Origin of the sequence: Leminorella grimontii ATCC 33999 = DSM 5078 (assembly GCF_000439085.1) — a bacterium.
GTDB classification, from domain to species: Bacteria; Pseudomonadota; Gammaproteobacteria; order Enterobacterales; family Enterobacteriaceae; genus Leminorella; species Leminorella grimontii.
Genome location: NZ_AUUA01000013.1, coordinates 102,674 through 120,977, shown reverse-complemented (window position 1 = coordinate 120,977; position 18,304 = coordinate 102,674). Strand labels below are relative to the sequence as shown.

At 54.1% G+C, this 18,304-nt stretch carries 13 protein-coding genes; 5 read left to right on the top strand and 8 right to left on the bottom strand.

Translation table 11 applies throughout. The annotated features are described in order from the left end of the window. The 4 genes from tnpA to G544_RS0114340 form a co-directional block, all read right to left on the bottom strand. A partial coding sequence (gene tnpA / locus G544_RS21790) for an IS200/IS605 family transposase (RefSeq protein ID WP_027275245.1) occupies positions 1-211 on the bottom strand: 211 nt, incomplete at its 3' end. A gap of 224 nt (positions 212-435) precedes the next feature. Then, entirely contained in the window at positions 436-1,773 is a 1,338-nt protein-coding gene (locus tag G544_RS0114350; RefSeq protein WP_027275244.1) for an MmgE/PrpD family protein, read from the bottom strand. A gap of 56 nt (positions 1,774-1,829) precedes the next feature. Next, entirely contained in the window at positions 1,830-3,221 is a 1,392-nt protein-coding gene (gene dcuC, locus G544_RS0114345; protein WP_027275243.1) for a C4-dicarboxylate transporter DcuC, read from the bottom strand. 295 nt (positions 3,222-3,516) lie between these two features. After that, entirely contained in the window at positions 3,517-4,707 is a 1,191-nt protein-coding gene (locus G544_RS0114340; protein ID WP_027275242.1) for a mandelate racemase/muconate lactonizing enzyme family protein, read from the bottom strand. A gap of 324 nt (positions 4,708-5,031) precedes the next feature. Here G544_RS0114340 and copA point away from each other — a divergent pair, with 324 nt between their 5' ends. The 5 genes from copA to ybaL all read left to right on the top strand — a co-directional run bounded on the left by copA (position 5,032) and on the right by ybaL (position 12,741). Beyond that, positions 5,032-7,941 (top strand): copper-exporting P-type ATPase CopA, encoded by a 2,910-nt coding sequence (copA, locus tag G544_RS0114335; protein WP_027275241.1) that lies wholly within the window; start codon positions 5,032-5,034, stop codon positions 7,939-7,941. Positions 7,942-8,039: 98 nt separating this feature from the next. Further along, a complete protein-coding gene (locus G544_RS0114330) occupies positions 8,040-8,843 on the top strand; it encodes a TraB/GumN family protein (protein WP_027275240.1) in 804 nt (267 codons plus the stop codon). A gap of 138 nt (positions 8,844-8,981) precedes the next feature. Beyond that, complete coding sequence (gene ybaK / locus G544_RS0114325) at positions 8,982-9,458, top strand: Cys-tRNA(Pro)/Cys-tRNA(Cys) deacylase YbaK (RefSeq protein ID WP_027275239.1); 477 nt, start codon at positions 8,982-8,984, stop codon at positions 9,456-9,458. 147 nt (positions 9,459-9,605) lie between these two features. Beyond that, positions 9,606-10,826 carry an MFS transporter gene (locus G544_RS0114320; protein WP_027275238.1) on the top strand — a complete coding sequence of 407 codons (1,221 nt, stop codon included), beginning with the start codon at positions 9,606-9,608 and terminating at the stop codon, positions 10,824-10,826. A 217-nt stretch (positions 10,827-11,043) separates the two neighbouring features. After that, on the top strand, positions 11,044-12,741 hold the full coding sequence (gene ybaL / locus G544_RS0114315) for a YbaL family putative K(+) efflux transporter (RefSeq protein WP_027275237.1): 1,698 nt from the start codon (positions 11,044-11,046) through the stop codon (positions 12,739-12,741). 311 nt (positions 12,742-13,052) lie between these two features. Here ybaL and hemH read toward each other — a convergent pair whose 3' ends face one another. The 4 genes from hemH to adk all read right to left on the bottom strand — a co-directional run bounded on the left by hemH (position 13,053) and on the right by adk (position 18,096). Then, positions 13,053-14,015, bottom strand: coding sequence for a ferrochelatase (hemH, locus tag G544_RS0114310; protein ID WP_027275236.1), 963 nt, complete (start codon positions 14,013-14,015; stop codon positions 13,053-13,055). A gap of 188 nt (positions 14,016-14,203) precedes the next feature. After that, positions 14,204-15,874 (bottom strand): BBE domain-containing protein, encoded by a 1,671-nt coding sequence (locus G544_RS0114305; RefSeq protein WP_036024173.1) that lies wholly within the window; start codon positions 15,872-15,874, stop codon positions 14,204-14,206. A 983-nt stretch (positions 15,875-16,857) separates the two neighbouring features. Then, positions 16,858-17,253, bottom strand: coding sequence for a hypothetical protein (locus tag G544_RS0114300; protein WP_027275234.1), 396 nt, complete (start codon positions 17,251-17,253; stop codon positions 16,858-16,860). Positions 17,254-17,451: 198 nt separating this feature from the next. Further along, positions 17,452-18,096, bottom strand: a complete 645-nt coding sequence (gene adk / locus G544_RS0114295; protein WP_027275233.1) for an adenylate kinase — start codon at positions 18,094-18,096, stop codon at positions 17,452-17,454. Positions 18,097-18,304 lie beyond the last annotated feature (208 nt).

The window sequence follows — 18,304 nt, the reverse complement described above, 5'->3', positions numbered from 1 at the left end:
TGGGCGGGATTTCCAGAAGCATATGTATATGATCAACACAGCATTCCGCTTCAAGAATATTCACGTTTTTCCATTCACATAGCTTTCTTAATATGATGCCCACTGCTCTACGTTTCTCTCCGTAGAAGGCTTGTCTTCGGTATTTGGGCGCAAATACTATGTGATATTTACAGTTCCATCGGGTATGCGCTAAGCTCTTTTCGTCCCCCATTGGGACCCCCTTTTGATTTCTTGTTTAACTTTTGCAGTTGCCAGACCGCAACATGTTTTAACAAATCAAAAGGGGTTTATATAACTGATTTAAAGCTGAAAGCTTTCCAGAACCCCCAGCCTAGCTGGGGGTTTTCTATATACAATAAAGCGGCGTTAATACGCCGCTTAAAAGAAATAGAACCTGTCTGAGCATCGCGTTCGTTGCTTGGCTCCTTAACGCGATTAAATTTTTCGTAAGTACTCTGTCAACGGCGCAATATCCGCACTCTTGTCCATCGCCTTGATAAACGCCAGCACGGCTTCCGACGCCTGCCGGTCCACGCCCTGCGCCGAGTGGAGAAACTTCTGCTCCAGCATGGCGAAGTTGGCGACGTCGGTGGCGTCCATCACCCGATGTCGATAGGTTTTTCCATCCTCCATGACTATCGTGACTTCCGCCTGCCGCTTGGGAAAGCGCGCCGTCGCCTCTTCTGACTCTACGACCTCAACCTTTTTCGCCAGCGCCAGCACGTCGGGATTACCCAACGCCTGTGGCTGAAACTCCGCCAGCGAAACGCGGCCAAAGATCAGGGCCACCGCGATGCAGTAAGGCAGCGAAAACTTAGCCTCATCTTCATTATTCACCTTCAGCGGCGCCGTCAGCGATACCGAAATGCGGTAGGTAGCGACGTGAATGCGGGCTATCTTTTTGACGTCCAGCGTGTGCGCATTCATCAGGCCAAATACTGCATCCAGCGGGGAGTTGGTGTGTCCGCAAGAGGCGTAGACCTTATAAAAGGCGGTATCGGACAGCAGCCCCTCCTCCGTGAGGCATTCCAGATACTTAAGCGACTCATAATCGCTTGTCGCCTTAACGAAGCCCTTGTCGCCCGCCAGGGCCTGCGGCGAGCCGGTAAAGCCCTCTTTTGCAAGAAGCGCGGCATAAACGCCGCTTTGGCAGGCGTGCCCAACGTTTAGCGCTTTGGCGTGAGAGCCAAACGAGGCCACCAGCCCGCTGGCCATAGTTGCCGCGATGCCTAACGCGTTGCGCGCCTGTTCAGCCGTAAGCCGCATCAGCGACGCCGCCGTCGCTGCGGCGGCAAAAGTGCCGCAGGTACCGGTGGTGTGCCAGTAGGCATAGTGGGAAGGATTCACCGTCTGCCCCAGCCGAATATACACGTCGTAGCCGACAACCAGCGCCTTTAGGAACGCGCTACCGCTCACGTTAAGCGACTCACCCAGCGCCAGCGCGACGGGCAGCGTGACCGAGCCCGGGTGGCCGATGGCCTTACGATGGCCGTCATCAAGTTCGGAAACGTGGCCGATAATGCCGTTGACCATCGCCGCCGCCGGTGCGGGGTAGCGCCCCGACGCGCCGATAACGACGGCCTCCTCGACGCCGCCAAAGTGCGTAAACGTTCGACGCGCAATGTCGCACTGCGGATAGCGCGCGCCAACTGCGGCGCAGCCCAGCCAGTCGATGACGCGATACTTCATGTCCTCAATAAGCCGTCCGACAATCAGTTCATCACGACAGTTGGCGATAAAGTCGGCCAGATTTTTTTGAACATCCGCCTGCATGATTTTCTCCTTATCGGCCCGCGCGGTGCGCGGGCGTTGTCAATGACGACGCGCCGTCAGGGTAGCACGACGGTAAAGGTCAGGATAAAGTTGACCAACATACACAGAACCAGTTGGATGGCGTTGCGCTTGACGATTTGGAACGGCGATACCCCCGCGATGCCCGCCACCGCAACGATAGCGCCGGTTACCGGCGACATGGTGCGGCCAAATCCGGTCATGGTTTGCAGCGGCAGCAGCATGGCTGCGGACGGTACGCCCATCTTGGCGGCAATGCTTGGGATAAGCGCTGCAAAGGAGAAGAACGGCGCGTTGCCGGAGCCCATCAGGAAGGCGACGGCGCCGATAATCAGGCTCATCAGAATAATCATGAAGCCCGCGCCAAGCCCTGCACCTTCTACGCCAGCGATGAGTGAATTCACGGCGCCGATGGCGATAAGCCCCTCGCCGAACACCTGACCTGCGATAATCAGCGCCACGACGATAGTCAGCTGCTTGCCCAGCCCTTCGAAGAAGGACTTCATGCCGTTAAGCACGTCAAAGCCGTTGCGGCGGCGAATAAAGTCAAACAGCATGGCGATAAGCGTACTGAGAACGATGGCCGACGGTACGCCAACCTTGATGTTGACGCCAAACTGGCCGAGTACAACCGGGTTAAACAGCAGCAGAATCACCAGCGGAACGATAGGCAACAGCGCGTAAATTTTCGGCACCTGCGCGGTTTGCCCTTCCTGCTCTTTGCGGAACTGTTCCTGCAGTATCAAGTCTTCCGGATCGGGGCCTTCGCGACGCTCCCAGAAGCGCTGAACAAAGTAGTGTGAAACCAACATTGTCAGCAGCAGCGGAAAATAGATCTTCATCTGCCAGTGGAGGAAATACTCAGCCCACTCAATGCCTGAGGTTTTAGCCGCCAGCAGGCAGTTGGCCGAGCCAGGCCCCAGGTCAAAGAAGCGGCTGGAGCCGATAATGGCCACCGCCGTCAGTCGGGAAACGCCGGCGCGGATCATCACGGGGTACAGCGTCACCATCAGCATCAGCGCCAGCCCGGACGCGCTGGGGATCGCCATGCCGATAATCTGGGAAACGATGAAGCCCATACAGGCCAGAAGATAAGGAGACTTGATGTATTTCAGCGGCCCGCCGACGACGGCGTACAGCGCCTGACCGGCGTGCAGCGTGTCCATATAGCGGGAGAAGCCGCCCATTGCCATAATCGCCAGCCCCAGCCCGCCGAGGTTGCTTGACATAATGTTTTGGACAACCTGAAAAATGTCGAAAAAGCCGCTGCCGGTAGACTTTTTCAACGTCAGCCCGGGGCCCAGGTCAAGAAGGACCGACGTTCCCAGCAGGAAAACGCCGGCAATCAGCAGCACGGCGGTCGCGTACCCTTTCCTTGCTATCATCCAGGCGACCCATGCGATGACAACAAGCGATATTGTTAATCCCATGCTTCAACTCCCCGCAGAGCCGACGATACCACTCGCCGGCTCTGCGTAATTAACCCTAATCAACGATTAGGAGGTTTTCACGCTTTCTCGCGAAGCCTCCCCTCTGTCAGGGTCGCCGCCGTTATTTATATTTATTCGGCAGCGAAATACTGCATCAGATGCGTTGTTTTTGACAATAGGCGCCTCCGGCAAATGCGGATTACTCCTCATTCGCTGTCGACAAACGTCTTTTTACATTCTTCGCACCCGGCGTATTCGCACCGATAAGGCGGCAACCCTCGGTAACGTCAGCCTGTTACTTCACGGTCTCTTTTGGCGATTCGGCAATCGATTTTTCAGTCAGCTCCTGACCAATGCCTGGCAAATCGGGGATCGCATACTGACCGTTTTTGGGCAGATAGTCGTACTTACAGGTGGCGCGGTTGCCGTCCAGCAGCGCGTAGCGATGCAGCTCGTGGATGCCGAAGTTGGGGATGGCGCACTCAAGCTGTAGCGCCGCCGCCGTCATGATCGGACCGCCGCAAACGTGGATCTGACAGGTGGTGTCGTAGATATGGCCCATGTCGCAGATCTTTTTCGCTTCGCTAAAGCCGCCGCAGGTGCCGAGATCGGGCTGGATAAGATCGATGATGTGTTCTTCAAAGTACGGACGGAAGCCCCAGCGGGTATAGATGCGTTCACCCGCGGCGATAGGAATGTTGACGTTGCGCTTCACCTCTTTCAGCTGGCCGTGGTTCAGGTTCATCACCGGCTCTTCATAAGCGGAAATGCGCAGGTCTTCAATCATGCGGCCAAAGCGAATGGCGGAAGCTGTATCGGTCAACGCATGAGCCTCGACGATAATATCGACCTCGTCGCCCACCGCTTCGCGAATGGCCTTAAGGCGCTTGTAGCCGACCTTCAGTTCGCGGTCGGCAAACACGCCGTACAGATTGCTTTTCTTTACGCCGCCCTGCTCGTTGATTTCGTTAACGTCAACCTTGATGGCGTCATAACCTTCGGCCAGCGCCTTTTCCGCCGCTGCCGCATACTGCTGGGGCGTCGTTAAGATTTCCTTTTTCTCTGCGTCGCCCCATCCGAACTGCAGTTGGCTGGCGTAGGTGCGCAGCGAATCGCGACACTTACCGCCCAACAGTTGGTAACAGGGCACGTTGAGCGCTTTCCCCTTGATATCCCACAGCGCGACGTCGATCGCGCTCATCCCGGCTGAAACGACGGTGCCGCCGCCCTGACCCCAGAAGGTTTTTTTCTGCATTTTGTCCCAGATCTTTTCCGTTTCCATCGGATCCATGCCGATAATGATGCTGGCAAGATCTTTCGCCATGCCGAAGCCTGCGGAAGCCCCTACGCCGTAGGCCATTCCCACTTCGCCAAAGCCGGAAATCCCTTCATCCGTATTGATGCGCACCACAACCGGGCGCCACTTGGCTACGGCGGACTGTAGCGGATTTTTTACGTCAATAACGTCAACGCTGACAATTTTCATCTTTATTCTCCTTGGAATGACTGAACACAACCCATTGAAAACATGAAAGACAAGGCGCTAACTCATCTCCAATTCATAAATAATATATTATATATAATATATGATGAACAGAATTTAATCGTAGCTCAGCGTGACTTAGCGTAAAAGTATGAGCGAGATCCCACTCTTCTTCTTAACGACGGCAAAATGCGGTTTTGACATTCCTGAAATAAATAATCCGCCTTATCGCTTGACCTTCCTGTTGCTGGAAGGTTTAGACTTAATCACAGTCAGAGAACCTTCTTCTGCTCGGCGCCGCCGGGCTCAGAATTCAGGAGCTACGTTATGCAACACACTACCGTTTTACAGTTGACCGGGCTGTCCTGCATGGGCTGCGCCGGGAGAGTGAAAAAAGCGCTCGATGCGCTGCCCGGCGTTCAATCAACGGACGTCAACGTCACGAGTGCGAAGATTGTTGGCGAAGCCGATGCCGCGACGCTTATCGCTGCCGTTGAAGGCGCGGGCTATCAGGCCCGGCTGGCGCAGCCGGACGTTGTTTTAGCCCTGTCCGGCCTTTCCTGCGGGCACTGCACCGGCAGAACGGCAAAAGCGCTGGAAGCCGTAGACGGCGTACTGGCGGCTGACGTCACGCTGGACAAGGCGGAAGTCTACGGCACGGCTTCGCCCGACGCATTGGTTGAGGCGGTAAAACAGGCCGGCTATGAGGCCTCCGAGGCTAACGCCGGTTCGGAAGTGCACCTGCGGTTGGCCGGACTCACCTGCCAACACTGCGTCGGATCTACAAAGAAGGCGCTAGAGGCCGTTGCGGGCGTAGAACGCGCCGACGTCAGCCTGACGGAAGCCGTCGTCACCGGCAGCGCATCCCCTCAGGCGCTGATTGACGCCGTTGTTCAGGCGGGATATGAAGCCACCTTGAGCGATGGCGCTACGCCCCCAAAAACTGAGCCGCTGCCTGCATCAGAAACGCCGGAGCCAGTGACAGCGGCAGAAGTTTCCACTCCGGCCGCGCCGTCTGACGATGACGACAGCGTACAGCTGTTGATTAACGGCATGACCTGCGCCAGCTGCGTGAATAAGGTGCAAAAAGCGCTGGAAAGCGTTCCCGGCGTTGCGCAAGCGCGGGTGAACCTCGCCGAACGTAGCGCAATGGCGTTCGGCACGCCGGACGTCGGCGCGCTGGTCAATGCCGTTGAACAGGCGGGCTACGGCGCAGAGGTTATTCAGGATGAAGAAACGCGCCGCGCCCGCCAGCACGAAACGGCGCAGCAAAACATCCGCCGCTACCGCTGGCAGTCCGCGTTGGCTCTGGCTTTAGGCATTCCGCTAATGGTATGGGGGATGATTGGCGACAACATGATGGTCAGCGCCGACAATCAAACCTTCTGGATAGTCGCCGGGGTGGCCACGCTGGCGGTGATGATTGCCGCGGGCGGCCATTTTTATGTCAACGCGGCGCGCAGCCTGAAAAACGGCAGCGCGACCATGGATACGCTTATCGCACTAGGTACCGGCGCGGCCTGGATCTACTCCATCAGCGTCGCGGTTTGGCCTTCACTCTTTCCGCACGAAGCGCGGCACGTGTACTTTGAAGCCAGCGCGATGATTATCGGCCTGATAAACCTCGGCCACGCGCTGGAACAGCGGGCGCGCTCGCGCTCGTCCAAGGCGCTTGAGCGGCTGCTGGACCTGACGCCGCCGACCGCCAGAGTCGTTACCGAGCAAGGGGAAACCGTTCTGCCGCTGTCGGAAGTAAAGCTGGGCATGACGCTGCGCCTGACGACCGGCGATCGGGTGCCGGTCGACGGTGAAATGCTCCAGGGCGAAGTCTGGGTGGACGAAGCGATGCTGACCGGCGAAGCCATGCCGCAGCCAAAAGCCGCAGGAAACGCGCTGCACGCGGGTACGGTCGTACAGGACGGCAGCGCCCTGTTCCGCGCTAACGCTATCGGCAACCAAACCACGCTGGCGCGCATCATCAAGCTGGTGCGTCAGGCGCAGAGCAGCAAGCCGGAAATCGGCCGGATGGCGGATCGTATTTCAGCCATCTTTGTACCGGTCGTGGTCGCCATTGCGTTAATTAGCGGTCTGATTTGGTATTTAGTCGGTCCGCAGCCTCAGCTGGTCTATACGCTGGTTATCGTCACTACCGTCCTTATCATCGCCTGCCCCTGCGCGTTAGGGCTGGCGACGCCGATGTCGATCATTTCGGGCGTCGGGCGCGCGGCCGAAATGGGTGTATTAGTCCGCGACGCGGACGCGCTCCAGCAGGCAAGCGCGATAGACACCGTCGTTTTTGACAAAACCGGGACGCTCACCGAAGGCAAACCGCTGGTCAGCGCCATCTACGCCTTTAATCGATACCATGAGTCGCAGATTCTCCAATATGCCGCCGCGCTGGAACAGGGCGCCAGCCACCCTCTGGCCCACGCCATCATGACGAAAGCCCAGGGAATGGCGCTGCCTGACGTTAGCGACTTCCGGACGCTGCGCGGGCTGGGCGTTACCGGCAGGTCTGGCGACGCGTCTTTGCTGCTAGGTAACGAACGCCTGCTGCAGGAACAGCAGGTCGACACGCAGGCCGCCGCCGACGCTATCGCCAAAGAAGCGGCGATGGGCGCAACGCCAGTGCTGCTGGCGGTTAACGGCGCGTTAGCCGCCGTACTGGCAATCCGCGATCCGCTGCGAGAAGACAGCGTTTCCGCCCTGAATCGGCTGCACCAGCAGGGCTATCGGCTGGTCATGCTGACCGGAGACAACCCGGTCACCGCCAATGCGATCGCACAACAGGCCGGTATTGACGAAGTGATCGCCGGCGTATTGCCGGACGGAAAGGCGGAGGCCATCGCGCGCCTGCAGCAGGACGGCCATAAAGTCGCCATGGTCGGCGACGGCATTAACGACGCCCCCGCGCTGGCTCGCGCCGACGTCGGCATCGCCATGGGCGGCGGTAGCGACATCGCCATCGAAACGGCGGCTATCACCCTGATGCGCCACAGCCTTGAGGGCGTCGCCGACGCGCTCGCGCTGTCTAAAGCGACGCTTCGCAACATGAAGCAAAACCTGCTGGGCGCGTTTGTGTACAACTCGCTGGGCATCCCGATCGCCGCAGGCATTTTGTACCCGCTGACGGGAACGCTGCTTAACCCGGTGGTCGCCGGCGCGGCGATGGCGCTCTCGTCGATTACGGTGGTCAGTAACGCGAATCGACTGTTGAGGTTCAAGCCCAGACAATAGCCGTTTTTTACTTCCCGCGGCGCGCTCGTTCTTGAGTGCGCCGCTATTACCTGCTAATACTCTTAGCTATTCACGTAACGACAACTTTTAGGCCTTCAATGAAACGCATTCTGCGGCGTCTGGCCGTCATTCTGGGGCTTACGCCCTCGCTGCCGTACGCCTACCCGGCATTTGACGTCGTCACTGACGGCGGCAGCCGCTTTCATCTGGTCGGCAGCATTCATATGGGCAGCCGGGAGATGGCTCCCCTGCCCCCTTTATTGCGCCAACGAATGGCGCAGGCCGATGCGCTTATCGTTGAGGTCGACATTTCTCAGCCCGTTCGCTTTGACGTTCAGCCCGCCGACGCGCGCCTGACGGAAAGCCTCAGCGGGCAAGAGTATCAGCAGCTTCTTAAACGCAGTCGACAGGTAGGACTTAGCGAAGACAGTCTGGAAAGCAAGCCGGCGTGGCACGTGGCCTTAATGCTGCAGGCGATGCAGGCCGAACGTTCCGGGCTGAAAAGCGAGTTTGGCATCGACTATCAAAGCATTCTGGCCGCCCGCGAGGACGCGCTTTCCGTTATAGAGCTTGAGGGCGCGGAGAAGCAGATGACGCTGTTAAAACGGTTGCCCGCCGAAGGGCTCCCCCTGCTGCGCGACACGCTGGCGCACTGGCAGGACAATCAGCGGCTGATGTTAATCATGGTTCGCTGGTGGCTTAACGAAAAACCGCAGCGCGAAACGCTGCGCCTCCCCTACGGCATGGGAGACGACATTTATCGCATCATGATAACCGAACGAAACCGGGACTGGGCGCAAAAGCTTAAAGCGCTGCCAAAGGGCGACTATGTGGTGGTGGTCGGCGCGCTGCACCTGTTTGGCGAGCATAATTTACCGGCGCTGTTAGGCCGAGCGCCTTAGCCCTTCGTATTTTTAGCGTTGGTGAAAAATTAAAGACCGTTCCCGGCGAGAAAACGCCGCGCCAACGCGCTATCATAACGCGTCCCGATTTGACGATACGCCACTCACACCAAGCAAAAACAGAAAGAGGAAACCGTAATGACGCCGGCCGTTCGCCTGCTGAAACAGCAAAAGGTAAACTACGTTCTTCATCCCTATGACCACGATCCCAACGAAACCAACTTCGGCGACGAGGCGGTAAAAAAACTCGGTCTGGACGCCAGCCGAGTCTATAAAACGCTGCTAGTGAGCCTGAACGGCGATGAGAAGAAGCTGGCGGTCGCGGTGGTGCCCGTTTCGGGCATGCTGGATTTGAAAAAGATGGCTAAGGCGCTGTCAGTCAAGAAAGTCGACATGGCCGACCCGACGCTGGCCCAACGCGTTACCGGCTATCTGGTGGGCGGCATCAGCCCGCTGGCACAGAAAAAGCGGCTGCCTACCGTTATTGACGCAGACGCCGAAAGTTTTGAATCCATGTATGTTTCAGGCGGCAAGCGCGGGCTGGACATTGAGCTGGCGCCTGCCGATCTTTGCCGCATGACGTCCGGGATTTTTGCGCCGATTGCGGCGCCTTAGAAATAAAAGTTACAGCTTCTCACACACACGTCTTTCAATGCGTTGAATGACCACGCTATACTAGGCCGTTTCGCCGATTTTATGGGCAAAATACTTCCGTTTTGCCCGTTTTATTCTATCCGCCGCTCGTAAACACCATTTATCGCCATGACAAACCAGACTAGCAATACGGCCCTGCCCTCGGTCGCTGATAACTCACGCAAAACGTCTTTTCGCATCCTCAGCGCGATCAGCGTTTCCCATATGCTAAACGACATGACGCAGTCCCTGATCGTCGCTATCTATCCACTGCTGCAGGGCGAATTCTCGCTGACGTTTGGCCAAATAGGCCTGATTACCCTGACGTATCAACTCACCGCGTCGCTGCTACAGCCCCTTATCGGCCTGTACACCGATAAGCACCCTAAACCCTACTCTTTGCCTATCGGTATGGGGTTCACTCTTGTAGGGCTGATACTGCTGGCCTTCGCCAGTAACTTCCACATGGTACTGCTGGCCGCCGCGCTGGTAGGCACCGGCTCATCGGTATTCCACCCTGAGTCATCGCGCGTAGCGCGCATGGCCTCCGGCGGAAAGCACGGCATGGCGCAGTCGCTGTTTCAGGTAGGCGGGAACCTCGGCTCTTCGCTGGGGCCGCTGCTGGCGGCAGCGTTTATTACGCCTTACGGCAAGGGTACGCTGACCTGGTTTGCCGTAGCTCCGCTGCTCGCCATCGTCGTTCTGCTGCAAATAGGCCGCTGGTATCAGGCGCAGCAACGTAGCAACGGCGGCAAGCCGTTTAAAGCCGTTGCCGTAAATCGCCTGCCTAATCGCACCATCGTCTTCTCTCTGGGCGTTCTGTTAGTGCTGATATTCTCAAAATATTTCTATTTGGCCAGCATTAGCAGCTATTACACCTTCTATCTGATACATAAGTTCGGCGTAACCGAGCAAAATGCACAGATCCACCTGTTCGTCTTCCTGTTTGCCGTTGCGGCGGGAACCTTTATTGGCGGCCCCGTGGGCGACAAGATAGGGAGAAAATATGTTATTTGGGCCTCAATTCTCGGCGCAGCGCCTTTTACCCTTATTTTACCCTATGCATCCCTCTACTGGACCGGCGTTTTAACGGTAATTATTGGTCTTATCATCGCGTCAGCCTTTTCCGCCATACTGGTCTACGCTCAGGAGCTGATCCCCGGTAAAGTCGGTATGATATCTGGGCTGTTCTTCGGGTTATCCTTCGGCATGGGAGGGCTCGGCGCAGCCGCTCTGGGCTATGTTGCAGACCATAGCAGCATTGAAACCGTTTACCATATTTGTTCTTTCCTGCCACTGCTCGGCATTCTTACCGCTCTATTACCAAATATTGAACACAGCGCGCGATAACTAACGCTTTCCTCGGGGAGAAAAAATTTTTCTCCCCGAGGAAATCCCTTAATCCATCTAACAATAGCCTCTCATTTTTGTAAAAATGCCCTCCTTTAATCGATTCAGTAATGAATGCGCGTTATTTTTCAAAAAAAGCAAATTTTCCCAAGCAAAAAGACGATAAATACCATAAAATTAACTTATTCCCCCAGTCCTAAAGCTAGAAGGAGCATTGATGGATCACGCTACTCCCTTGATAACCACCATTGCCGGCGGCCTCGTTCTCGCCTTTTTGTTCGGTATGATAGCCAATCGCCTGAAGATTTCGCCGCTTGTCGGCTATCTCATCGCGGGCATCGTAGCGGGTAAACATACGCCGGGTTTCGTCGCGGATGAAGCGCTGGCAAACCAGCTGGCAGAAGTGGGCGTGATCTTGTTGATGTTCGGGGTGGGGCTTCATTTTTCGCTAAAAGATCTGCTGTCGGTAAAAAAGATTGCCATTCCGGGCGCTATTGCGCAGATTGCTGTGGCAACGCTGCTGGGGATGGGATTGGCGCATCTGTTAGGCTGGGGTTTATTTAACGGTATCGTCTTTGGCCTGTGTCTTTCCACCGCCAGTACCGTCGTGCTTTTACGCGCGTTAGAGGAGCGGCAGCTGATTGAAAGCCAGCGGGGGAAAATCGCCATTGGGTGGCTCATCGTCGAAGATTTGGCGATGGTCATGGCGCTGGTTCTGCTGCCTGCGGTCACCGGCATTATGCAGCAGGGGCACAGCGATTTCTCTAATCTGGCGATTTCGATGGGCATCACTCTTGGAAAGGTCATCGCCTTTATCGTGCTGATGATTGTCGTCGGACGCCGCGTGGTGCCGTGGCTGTTGGCAAAAAGCGCCAGCACCGGCTCTAACGAGCTGTTTACCCTGTCGGTGCTCGCCATCGCCATGGGCATTGCCTACGGTTCAGTGCAGCTGTTCGGCGCGTCGTTCGCGCTGGGCGCATTCTTTGCCGGTATGGTGCTTAACGAATCGGAACTGAGCCACCGGGCTGCGCAGAACACCCTGCCGCTGCGCGACGCTTTCGCGGTGCTGTTCTTCGTCTCCGTCGGCATGCTGTTTGAACCCATGACGCTTATCGAACAGCCGCTGGCCGTTCTGGCGACGCTGGTTATTATCGTCTTAGGCAAATCGCTGGCGGCGTTTTTTATCGTGCGCCTGTTTGGCCACTCCAAGCGCACCGCGCTGACCATCTCCGCCAGCCTGGCGCAAATCGGTGAATTCGCCTTTATTCTCGCCACGATGGGCGTCGCGCTGGGCGTGCTTGACAGAGACGCACAGAGCCTGATCCTGGCCGGCGCGATTCTGTCAATTCTGCTTAACCCGCTGGTCTTTAATCTGGTCGGTAAGTACCTGAGTAAAACCGAAACCATCGAAGACCAGATTGTCGAAGAGGTGGTGGAAGAGGAAGTGGCGCAGGTGCCGGTGGACATGTGCAACCACGTTATTCTGATAGGCTACGGCCGGGTCGGCAGCATCCTGTGCGAACGCCTGCACATCCTCGACGTGCCGCTGGTGGTGGTGGAAAACTCGCTGTCGCGCGTGGAAATGCTGCGCGAGCGTGAAATCAGCACCGTGCTGGGCAACGCGGGCAGCCACGACATCCTAAGCCTGGCCCGCCTTGACTGCGCCCGCTGCCTGTTCGTCACGACGCCAAACGGCTACGAGGCGGGAGAGATCGTTTCCTACGCCCGCGCTCAGCGCCCTGACCTGCTCATCATCGCCCGCGCCCACTACGATGACGAAGTGGAATACATCTCCGAACGCGGCGCCGACCATGTGATCATGGGCGAACGCGAAATCGCCCAGACCATGCTGGACGAGATGTACAACGGCATTTTAAGCGGCGACAGGAAGGAGCCGGAGGGATGCCCGGTGTAGGCTAGCCTCGCTGGATAGGAAAATACCGAGCATTAGCTCGGTATTTTTTATGGGGAAAGGGGTAGCCGCCGCCGGGACTATTTTCTAAGCCGCCTATGCGGCGGTCAAGATATAGCTCCGCCAGAACCGATCCGTGGTGGATTTTCTAAGCCGCCTATGCGGCGGTCAAGTAGAACAATACCCCACTATCCCCTTGCCGTTAATCACTTTTTCCATTTCTAAGTCCCAAAACCCTTTTTTAAGAGGGTCGATAAGGCCATTTAAAATCAATAGATTATAAACGGCCTTAAAAAAGGGTCTGCACGATGGAGCTACAGGTATGCTTCAACCAGCGCCTGCATTAACTCGATATGTGCCGCAGAATCATTTAACGCGGAAATATAATTAAAGCTTTCTCCTCCCGCCTCCATAAAAAATTCCCGGTTCTGCTTATCGATCTCTTCGATAGTTTCCAGGCAGTCGGCGGAAAAGCCGGGGCAGATGACCTGAACGCGCTTAACGCCCTGTGAGGGCAACAAATGCATGGTTTCATCCGTATAGGGTTGAAGCCATACCTCTTTGCCAAAGCGCGACTGGTAGGTCATTTTGTATTGCGCATCCGTAAGCCCTAGCGCCTTTACCACCGCGTTGGTCGTCGCCTCGCAGCGCTGCGGATAGTCATCGCCCTCGGCGGCGTAGCGTTGGGGAATGCCGTGATAGGAAAACAGCAGCAGGTCAGGCTCTCCGTGCTGAGCAAAAGAGGCCCGAATGGAGTCCGCCAGCGCGGCGATATAGAGCGGGTGCTCCGCATAGTCGCGGATAAAAAACACCTGAGGCAGGTCGCGACGGTGAGAAAACGCCGCCGACAGCGCGTCCCAGGCGGCGGCCGTGGTTGAACAAGAGTATTGCGGGTAAAGCGGCAGCACGATAAGGCGCTTAATGCCCTTGGACTGAAGTCGGGTTAACGCCTCATCGACGGAAGGCGAGCCGTAGGTCATCGCCAATTCAACCGGTACGTCAGGCAGGCGATCGGCCAGCGCCTGCCGCTGGCGACGACTGTAGGCCAGCAGCGGGGAGCCTTCCGGCGTCCAGACTTCCTGATAAAGCTTGGCGACGCGCGGAGCCCGACGCGGCAGGATCACGCCGTTAAGCAGAAAGAACCACAGCAAGGGGTTTGTATCGACTACCCTTCGGTCTTGTAAAAACTGGGAAAGATAGCGCTTTACCGCCGACGCCGTCGGCGCATCGGGAGTGCCAAGGTTAACGAGAAGAACGCCGGTGCTTTGCTGTGACATAGTTGCTTCTATCGCCGCTTTTTCAATAAGTAACATAGCAACAATACTAGCAGCTTGCCGCCAGCCTGCCTACGCCAGAGACGGACGAATGCGCCAAACGATGTGATTAGCCAAGGCTATTAAAAAAGAAATATGACATTGGCTGCAACCAGCAAAGTCAGCTCCCTCCCTGGAGCTAACCTGGGCTATCAGGACGATGGTAATGTCAAAGGAATCGACATTTCATGATGGAAAATATTACTCGGATCTACCGCCTGCTTTGTGGCCACCAAGGCCGCCGCTTTACTTCCATAATATAAAGTCAGCCATCGAGGGTCGACCGCTGCGTGCGTGGAATCGGTGTATTTCATGTCTATATCCGGGTAGTTGATATAGCATCCTTGATAACGACCGCTGCCATCGTCAAACGGTTTTCCGCCCGTCTCGGCGAAATAGGCGGAATACAGGTTCGCCATCCACGACACGCAAAAATCGTCGTCTTCGGCATTGTTCCAGTGAAGCTGGAACTGTGATTTCAGCAAGGAACCGCGTTGATAAACGGCGGTAGGATTAGTGTTCTCATCGTTACTGTTGATACATCCCCCATAAGAATCAACCTGTACCCAAGCCTGGGTCAGCCTGACATCCTCGCTGGCATTCAGATAATTCCAAAGCGCGGTAATTTGCGTATCTGTAAAATCGGCAACGTGATAGGCCGATTTATGCTTATTGCGCATGTTTCCGCCGGAACCGTTAATGGTTTCGGTGAGCCATAGCCAGTCCATCAGTTGAGCATCGCCAACGGGGTCACGCAGCGCTTCCTGCCGATCCTCTGTGCGTGCGACGGCGCCCTGCCACACCGGCTGAGCCTCAATCCTTGGCGCTACGCCAACGATTTCCGTCATTGTCTCAACAAAATCAATGAAGGGTTGATCCTGAGAGCCGCCTACGGTGCCGTCCAATCCGGTGTATTGGATAGTCATCACCACGTCTCCCGTTGAACGGTGCTGCAATTTCAGCAGGGTGAAAAGCCCGCCGTTCGCCAGCGTAGGATCGGTACTGTTCCATTCTCCATCGTGATCGGAGAACCATTGCCAGTAGGTATGCAAGAAATCACCAAACGCAGCCTTTCCCGCATCCCCCGTGCCGAAACTGTCCCACGGCCAGGAAAGCGACAGCAGATACGCCTTCTGAGGCGCCAGAGGAAGATCTTCATAGTAATAATTAAGGATAATACCGTAGTTGCCGCCACCGCCGCCGCGGCAAGCAATGAACAGATCGCGATCGCTGCCTACGCTATTCAGATTAACGTGCTTCACAACAAGGCTACTGCTGCCCGCCGCCTGAGGGACAAGAATATCTACGCCGGAAAGCCAGTCTACCGTTAGGCCATACAGGCGGGACAACAGCCCATATCCCCCGCCAGAAACGTGCCCGCCAGACCCCACAGAGTAACAGGAACCACCGGGAACCGTTTTACCTGACAGTTTGTATAAGCTGACGTAGCCATCCCAGTTCTGGTTTCCGGTAGCGGCGGAAAAACGATAAGAAACGGAGCTGTCCCATGGGGAAACGATACCGCCGGTTGCGCTGTATTGCATTCCTGTCATTAGCCCAAGGTCGATTATCGCCATAGGCCGGCTGCCGTCGCTACTGAGCTTATTTGATACAAAGCCCTCATAGCAGTGTCCACCGCTGCGAACGGTCAGTCGATATCCGGCCTGTAAAGCGCTATTGGCGGCATCGATAACCTCCTGCGCCGTTTTGCATATGTAGATAAAATCCGTACCTTCTCCGACATCCGGAAAGCGCAAATTAAACCCTTTCTTTAAGGTATCGTAACGGGGATTCTGATTATCAATTACAATAAAATCTGACATATTTACGTCCTTATATTCATTTGAATAAAATAACATTATTTATATGCGTATATGATATTAATTAATAGTGGCGCATAGATCACAAATTTGCGAAAACAATAACTTCCATTACATCGCAGAAAATAAATATCTATGCAATTTAAATTTGGTCAAGTAACTTAATCATGTCAATGTTGCTCTTATACTAAAAGTTAATAACATTGATATATAAAAATAATATCAAGCATTCTATAACTAGATTATTACGAATAAGGAAAAACCCCACTCTACGTCTAAATAAATAGAGCCCTTTAAAAAACAGTGAATAGCACTGATATTTTTTCATCCACCATGGGCCTTCCCATCGCTGGGAAAGGCCTATATATTTACCTGGCGACTATAAAAAACCCATTTATTAATAATGAATTATAAAAAATAAAATAAAGTTCTTCTTCAATGAATACTAAGGTGTAATTAGAATTCTTTTTAATTATAAAACTTTAAAACCTAGTAATTTTTACAGCACATATATAGACAAGAGGCCATGAACATCCTATCTGAAGATTCGTGATTTATACGCGAAAATATAAAATCAGTATTTAATATATTGTTACTCGGCTATTTTTAAATTAAAACCCTCATTTACACCTAGCATATTTAACAGTCTTTAATTACCATTAAAATCAAGAAATGCAATAGATATCATAAGCCTTACCATTACTAAATCACATTATTAAAATGCAAATAGTGATATATCGTAATAGAATAAAAACGCTGGAGGGTTCATTAGCGCTTGACTCTTTTTAGTAAAAAACTCAGAGCTTACCGCCACAGCATCTCGGCAATAAATGCTAATCTTATCTCCAGAATTTAGCGCATTTTCCTACGTTAAAATTATCCCTTAGACAAAAATTAGAAATAACCGCAAATTTCTAAATATTAGTTACGGTAAAGCCAGGCAATCATTTAGATATTCCATATAACCTCGCCTATACCTGTCAAACTTACCATATTACAGGACAGTCAAGAAACTTGGCCTTTATATTATAGAAGACGTCCATAGAGATATGTTCAGAGTAAGAAATCTCAAATTTGGAATGATTGAGGGTCTTTCTGCTTTTCGTCATGCAAAACTGATACCCGCTGTCATCGACTCTTTTGAGCGTTATAAACGCATTGCCAAAGGTATCCGATAAAGAAAACTCGGCGTCGTTGTTTTTAAAAGAAGAGATAAAATTACCCAGCTCGCGGTTCGGGATCCATATGTTTCCCTTATATTCAGTAGAATACATCAGGTGGTTTACCCCGATATAGAGATCGAAATTAACGGACGGAATGCGATCGTCAATCTCTATTTCGTTTAGCACTATCTTTACCGGTTCTTCAATAACGATTGCCATAATATCGCTCTCCTTTCGCGAAATGGCCGTAAAAATAGCCCTTTACTGCCCGCTTTCACTTAAAACGCCGAAGGCGAATTATATTCCATAAAGTTTCATGTTGAAACCATATAGTTGTTTACTTTCTCTTTGAGTGCAATCACCGATAAAAAATAAGGCGACCTCTCGGTCGCCTTAAGTTCAACGCTTAATCAGGCCTTAGCCCAAAATCTTCGCCAGCTCTTCGCTAACTTCAGACACTTTACGCGTGCCGTTGAGCTTCACGTACTGGGTGTTGCCGTTTTTGGCTTCGGCGCTGTAGTATTCCACCAGCGGCTTGGTCAGCGTATGGTACTCAACCAGGCGCTTGCGCACGGTTTCTTCCTGATCGTCTTTACGCGTCGTCAGCTCTTCGCCGGTGACGTCGTCTTTGCCTTCTACCTTCGGCGGATTGAACGTGACGTGATAAACGCGGCCTGACGGCGCGTGTACGCGGCGGCCTACGATGCGTTCAACGATAACTTCATCAGGCACGTCGAATTCCAGCACGTAGTCAACCTGAATGCCCGCTTCCTTCATGGCGTCCGCCTGAGGAATGGTGCGAGGGAAACCGTCCAGCAGGAAGCCGTTTTTGCAGTCCGGCTGTGCAATACGCTCTTTGACTAACGCAATAACCAGCTCGTCGGTCACCAGCTTGCCAGCATCCATCAGCGATTTCGCCTGTTGCCCCAGTTCGGAACCGGACTTAACCGCCGCACGCAGCATGTCACCCGTGGAAATTTGCGGGATACCGTACTTCGCCATGATAAACTGAGCCTGTGTGCCTTTACCGGCGCCGGGAGCGCCAAGCAGAATGATACGCATTGCGTAAATCCCCTAGAAATTTTGCTTTTTGTATGTCAATGAAAGAAAACCTGTGAACCTTATCACTCAATGCGTTAATGCTCAAGTGGGAGATGGCTCAAGGCCTGTGTCGGCAGGGATAGTTCGCCCCGCGAATAAACTCCAACGTCGCCGATGGTGCAAACCAACGCATCGATTACTTAGACAATATTTGCAGACGCCATTTGTT

Coding starts and splice junctions, on each gene's coding strand:
- ybaL (WP_027275237.1), top strand. CDS start 11,044: ATGGATCACGCTACTCCCTTGATAACCACCATTGCCGGCGGCCTCGTT.
- G544_RS0114300 (WP_027275234.1), bottom strand. CDS start 17,253: ATGGCAATCGTTATTGAAGAACCGGTAAAGATAGTGCTAAACGAAATA.
- G544_RS0114350 (WP_027275244.1), bottom strand. CDS start 1,773: ATGCAGGCGGATGTTCAAAAAAATCTGGCCGACTTTATCGCCAACTGT.
- G544_RS0114320 (WP_027275238.1), top strand. CDS start 9,606: ATGACAAACCAGACTAGCAATACGGCCCTGCCCTCGGTCGCTGATAAC.
- G544_RS0114340 (WP_027275242.1), bottom strand. CDS start 4,707: ATGAAAATTGTCAGCGTTGACGTTATTGACGTAAAAAATCCGCTACAG.
- hemH (WP_027275236.1), bottom strand. CDS start 14,015: ATGTCACAGCAAAGCACCGGCGTTCTTCTCGTTAACCTTGGCACTCCC.
- copA (WP_027275241.1), top strand. CDS start 5,032: ATGCAACACACTACCGTTTTACAGTTGACCGGGCTGTCCTGCATGGGC.
- G544_RS0114330 (WP_027275240.1), top strand. CDS start 8,040: ATGAAACGCATTCTGCGGCGTCTGGCCGTCATTCTGGGGCTTACGCCC.
- adk (WP_027275233.1), bottom strand. CDS start 18,096: ATGCGTATCATTCTGCTTGGCGCTCCCGGCGCCGGTAAAGGCACACAG.
- dcuC (WP_027275243.1), bottom strand. CDS start 3,221: ATGGGATTAACAATATCGCTTGTTGTCATCGCATGGGTCGCCTGGATG.
- G544_RS0114305 (WP_036024173.1), bottom strand. CDS start 15,874: ATGTCAGATTTTATTGTAATTGATAATCAGAATCCCCGTTACGATACC.
- ybaK (WP_027275239.1), top strand. CDS start 8,982: ATGACGCCGGCCGTTCGCCTGCTGAAACAGCAAAAGGTAAACTACGTT.